Here is a 4675-nt window from a genome sequence, read left to right on the forward strand (position 1 = left end):
CACCCCCCGTGCCCGGGTCCGGCTGAGCGGCCGCCACCACCGGCGCTGCCGCTTCGCGTCGGCTTTCAACCGCCGCACCGCGGCATGGTCCCCCTCGGGGTGCACACCGTCCAGCGGCGCCTGCAGCAACGCGTTCGTGACCGCGTCGATGTTCGCGTCCGTCGGCCGCAGCCCGAACCACCGGCGCGCGAACGCGGCCACCATCGGCCGAGCCACCGCCGGCTGCTCGTGCACGACCGCGGCCCGCGCGTGATAGGCCGCCCGCACCGCGCACGCCGCCACCACGCTCACCGGGTGCAGGTACTGCTCGGAGTTCTCAATCACCACCAGCAGCGCGGGGCCGTCAGCTTTGCCGAGGTCACGCCAGTGCTTGAGCAGCCGTACGATCTTCCCGGACCGGCCGGCCGCGAGCTCGCGAACAACCCACGGCCCGGCATCGGCGGTACCGGTGTCTGTGTCTCCGCCCGGCGCCGGCGGTACGAGCTGCTGCACGATCGTCTCGAGCTCGCGAACAACCCGCAGCCCGGCATCGGCGGTACCGGCGTCCGTGTCTCCGCCCGGCGCCGGCGATACGAGCTGCTGCACGATCGTCTCGATCAGGAACCCGGGCACCGCCGCGAGCCGGTCCGGGCGCACCACCTCGCCGGCATCCACACCGCGGAGGAAGGCGCTGGCCGCCGCGGAGGCCAGGACACTGGCCGACTCCTCGTCGACGCCCGGCCACGGCAGGGACGAGCACTCCGGGCACATCCCGAACGGCGCGCTGCTACCGCCGGGCGCGTAGCGGGCCTCGTCCTCCGTCAGCCGGGCCGAACCGCTCCATGCGGCAAAGGCGTCATCGGCACCAGAATCCGCCGGCGATGGCGCCCGCCGCCTGCCCTCGGCCTCGCCGTGCGCGGCCGAGTGACCGCCGGCCTCCTGCTCGTTGTCGTGGTGCATGCGCTCGTTCCTCTCGTGAGCTGGCGTACTCCTTACTCACCAGGCCGCGCAGCACCCCGAGACCGGCAAAAAATCTTGATCAGACCTCTTTCTCCTCGTCGGTACCGGCGGCGCGGTGACCAGCGTGATCCTGGCGCTCGGGTGAAGGGCTCCATGGTTCGCTGATACGCAAGGTGTCCTCCGGGTCGGCCTCCCGGATCTGCGCGAGCACCTGCTCCCGGGTGACCACCGGATCAAGATCGCGCGCCAGGGCGAAGATCGACTCGAAGTAGGGCGACTCCGGATCCTCCGGGTACGGCTCACGGGTAGTCATAAACCTCATCGTCCCGCAACAGCGCGGGCACCCCCGGCCGCGGGTCCCGCGTGGTCAGAGCCGATCATGCAGGCCGTGACGGGCCCGGTCTGCGCGCTGCGGAGCCTGTGACCATGTCCCGAAGGAACGACATTTCGCGTCGGCGCGAACCGATCCAAGGGATGCGCAACGGACCAGATGGGGCTCAGCGCGCCAGTCCTTCAGAAATGGAGCGAGGCCCGCCCCAGTCTCTGGGAGGGCCTCGGTGGCACCGGCGTCAAGCAGACCAGCCCTGCGCCAACAAGGCCAATCCTCGCCGTTCCGTACGTTCTCTTGCCCAAGGTCAGCGAACAAAAGAACCGCTGGGTCCCACTCTGGTGGTTCGGCAGCCCGTTGTCATGACAGCCGTGCGGGGGTCATGCGGCAATTTGTGCACCTTTTCGGTGGTTCGACATGCTCCTGGACATCGTCTGGTTTTTATCTGTCCATCCAGCATCAAGGCTTCTGCGAAGGTTTCCGCCTGGAGGGCGGGTCTCAGCGAATATATACAGTCTTCACTGCGTCATGTCATGATGCTCCTCGTGTGGAGGTCTGGCGCCAACCGGATCTCTGTACGTGCCCAAGGTCAGCAGCAGCACCAGATCGTCCATGATGCATCGGCATGAGAGCCCCTGGCCGGTGCGGCAAGGGCGTTCTGGTTGTGTCCGATCGGAGCCGCAAATGCAGCACGTTGATCATGTTCATGAGCCTCACCGGCTCGGCGCCCCGGCCGCCGACGCGCATGTGTTGACGTCATCCCGGCCGCCCGAGCAGCCAGCGCTTTCTGTCGTGCCACAGCCGGCCTCGCTTACGAGCGCAGGCGGCCCGGACTTCGCGGGCGTCCCTCTGGCGATCTCCAAGAACCCTCCGAGCATGTATCAGTTCATCCTGTTGATGCTGGTGGAGTGCGCGTTCGTACTGGCGCTGATCGCACTGACCGGATGCACGCAGAGCGAGGCCATGAGATCCGCCGCCGTCGTGACATCGGTCAGCGCGGCGGTCTTCTATGCCCGGCCGGCGTTGATCACGGTAGGCCGCCGACTTCTCACCTCCGCCTCCGGCGGCCACCGGTAGCGACCAGCGTGACCACGTCCGTTCGACCGGGCGTGCCAGGCAGCCGGTGCGTGAGTGGAAGGAGGATCTGCTGTGGACATGCCCGTCACGGTGGCCGTAGTCGATGACCACCCCGTGGTGCTCGAGGGCGTGCGTTCCTGGCTCGCCGACGACCCGCGCCTGCGCGTCGTCGCCACCGGCTCCTCGATCGACGACGTCCTGGCCGCGGCCGGCGACGTGAAGGTGTTGTTGCTCGACCTGTGCCTGCACGGCCGCATGGTGATCGATCGGGTCTCCGACCTGTGCGACGCCGGCCTGCGCGTGGTCGTCTACTCCGAGCACACCGACGCGAACACCGTGCTGCGCGTGGTCGAGGCCGGCGCCGTGGCGTTCCTGGCGAAGAACGAGGGCAAGGAGCACTGCGTCCAGACCGTGCTCGCCGCCGCCATGGATCAGCCGTACGTGGCGCCCGCGCTGGCCGGCGCCATGGTCGGCGATCGCCGCCCCGAGCGCCCGGCACTGTCGGAGAAGGAGCGCGAGGCGCTGCTGCTGTGGTTCCAGTCCATGTCGAAGGCGTCGGTGGCCCGCCGCATGCAGATCAGCGAGCACACGGTCAAGCAGTACGTGGATCGCGCCCGGATCAAGTACGCGAAAGCAGGTCGCCCGGCGGCGTCGAAGGCGGCGTTGCTGGCTCGGGCGATCGAGGACGGTCTGATAAAACCAGACGATGTCGAGGAATATCGGGCAAACGCGTTAAAGTGGCACTAGGTAGCGTATACGGCTCTGTTGTGCGTGCTTATGCCGTTATGGTGTTGGATGGCTGAGCGCGGTCGGCGACCTGGGCGGCGAACCGGCGGGCCGGGACGGTGGTCTGGCGGCGGGCGCGGGCGAGGCCGTGGCCGCCGCGTGGTGGTACGTGAGGGCTGCTGGGTTTGAGGAGCAGGCCGTCGGGGGTCGAGTCGACTTTGGCCTCGTGGTAGACGGCCAGGACGGTGGGCATCTGGTCCTCGATGTCGCGTTTGACGTCGTAGAGATAACGCGACCGCTTGCGGGGGTCGTCCGGTATCGGGCCGGTGCCGAACTGGACGGCGAGCATGGGCCAGGTGACGTGGACGGGGTGCTGCAGCCGCCACAGCCGCGACGACAGCCATGCGTAGAGGTCCATGGCCAGGGCGCTGTGCCCGAGGATCTGCAGCGCCTCGAGGTTGAGCGGTACGGGGTTGCCGACCAGCGCCTGGAAGTAGTCGTCGGAGAGCACGATGACGGACTCGTCGACGGGGTGCGTGGGGTTGTCGCTGCGGTCCCACCACACGTCCCAGTATTTGGCGATGCGGATGGCGCCGCCGCGGTCGCGGTCCGGGTTCTTCTTCTCTTTGTCCCAGGTGAACTCGAGGCTGCAGCGCACCAGCCGGCGAACCTGCTCACCGACGAGCGCCCGCGGGCTCATCTTCTTCCCGCCGCTGGTGGCCAGACCGAGGCTGGACAGGAAGCCGTTCATCGACGCGCCGAGCGGGATCGTGGGGCTTTTGTTGATCACGGCGACCGCGTTGAGTTTCGCGATGACCAGCCGTGCCTTCGGCCCGTAGGGCAGGCCGATGTTGCCGCCGTCGGCGGTGTCGGTGCCGGCCGTGACGGTGAGCGTCAGCCCGGCGTTTTGGTGGCTGTAGACCCGGGTGGTGTCCCGCGGCCGCCGTTTCGGCAGATAGGCCAGGGTCATCTCCGACAGGCTGTAGCCCAGCAGCGGGAACTCCCGCGAGTCCATCGCGACGACCTCGTCGAGAAGACTCAGCTGCGTGCTCTTCGGCCTGGCCATGCCCACGACGCTCGCACACGCCCGGATCATCATCAATCCGCGACACCCCGGCGTGTCGCACACCCCACCCGCAGCCCAGCACCGGCTATCCACACCCACCACCGCTCGACTACAAGAGAAGATCTCCCAGAACGAACTACAAGGGGCGCCCAAAAACAGGTCCTGACCTGCGAAAACTCGGAGCAGTGTCGGCTACAAATGCGCGGGGTATCGGCCAGAAATGCACACCAGGCCCGGATTTCGTCGGCCACAAATGCGTGCACAAACCGCTCCGTCCACAGGCCCACAGCCCGGTTATCCCCAGGAAACCAGCCCTCGCCGACCCGATATCGGCCAGAAATGCGTGCACAACCCCACCCCGCCTGCGCACAACCCCGGTCCGACACGACCCGTCACCAGACGACTACCAGTCGATGACCGACAAACAGCCACATGTCCGATTCGAGTATCGGCCAGAAATGCACACCAACGCGAGTAACACTCACGTATCGGCTAACTGTGCGTGCACAACTCTCCCGTTGTCCACAGGCAGACGCTCC

5 protein-coding genes are annotated in these 4675 nt (G+C 67.4%); 2 read left to right on the plus strand and 3 right to left on the minus strand.

Annotated features, from left to right (window positions below; translation table 11 throughout):
• Together VF468_21320 and VF468_21325 are read right to left on the minus strand one after the other, a co-directional pair.
• A partial coding sequence (locus tag VF468_21320) for a hypothetical protein (protein HEX5880833.1) occupies nt 1–939 on the minus strand: 939 nt, incomplete at its 3' end.
• Nucleotides 940–1018: 79 nt separating this feature from the next.
• Entirely contained in the window at nt 1019–1252 is a 234-nt protein-coding gene (locus tag VF468_21325) for a hypothetical protein (GenBank protein HEX5880834.1), read from the minus strand.
• Between the two features lie 891 nt (nt 1253–2143).
• Here VF468_21325 and VF468_21330 point away from each other — a divergent pair.
• Nucleotides 2144–2344 (plus strand): hypothetical protein, encoded by a 201-nt coding sequence (locus VF468_21330; GenBank protein ID HEX5880835.1) that lies wholly within the window; start codon nt 2144–2146, stop codon nt 2342–2344.
• A 78-nt stretch (nt 2345–2422) separates the two neighbouring features.
• Complete coding sequence (locus VF468_21335; protein HEX5880836.1) at nt 2423–3091, plus strand: response regulator transcription factor; 669 nt, start codon at nt 2423–2425, stop codon at nt 3089–3091.
• Nucleotides 3092–3119: 28 nt separating this feature from the next.
• Here VF468_21335 and VF468_21340 read toward each other — a convergent pair whose 3' ends face one another.
• A complete protein-coding gene (locus VF468_21340; protein ID HEX5880837.1) occupies nt 3120–4136 on the minus strand; it encodes a replication protein RepA in 1017 nt (338 codons plus the stop codon).
• Between the last annotated feature and the right edge of the window lie 539 nt (nt 4137–4675).

The sequence above is a fragment of the Actinomycetota bacterium genome (assembly GCA_036280995.1).
Classification (GTDB): Bacteria; Actinomycetota; CALGFH01; order CALGFH01; family CALGFH01; genus CALGFH01.

Coding starts and splice junctions, on each gene's coding strand:
- VF468_21340 (HEX5880837.1), bottom strand. CDS start 4,136: ATGGCCAGGCCGAAGAGCACGCAGCTGAGTCTTCTCGACGAGGTCGTC.
- VF468_21330 (HEX5880835.1), top strand. CDS start 2,144: ATGTATCAGTTCATCCTGTTGATGCTGGTGGAGTGCGCGTTCGTACTG.
- VF468_21325 (HEX5880834.1), bottom strand. CDS start 1,252: ATGACTACCCGTGAGCCGTACCCGGAGGATCCGGAGTCGCCCTACTTC.
- VF468_21335 (HEX5880836.1), top strand. CDS start 2,423: ATGCCCGTCACGGTGGCCGTAGTCGATGACCACCCCGTGGTGCTCGAG.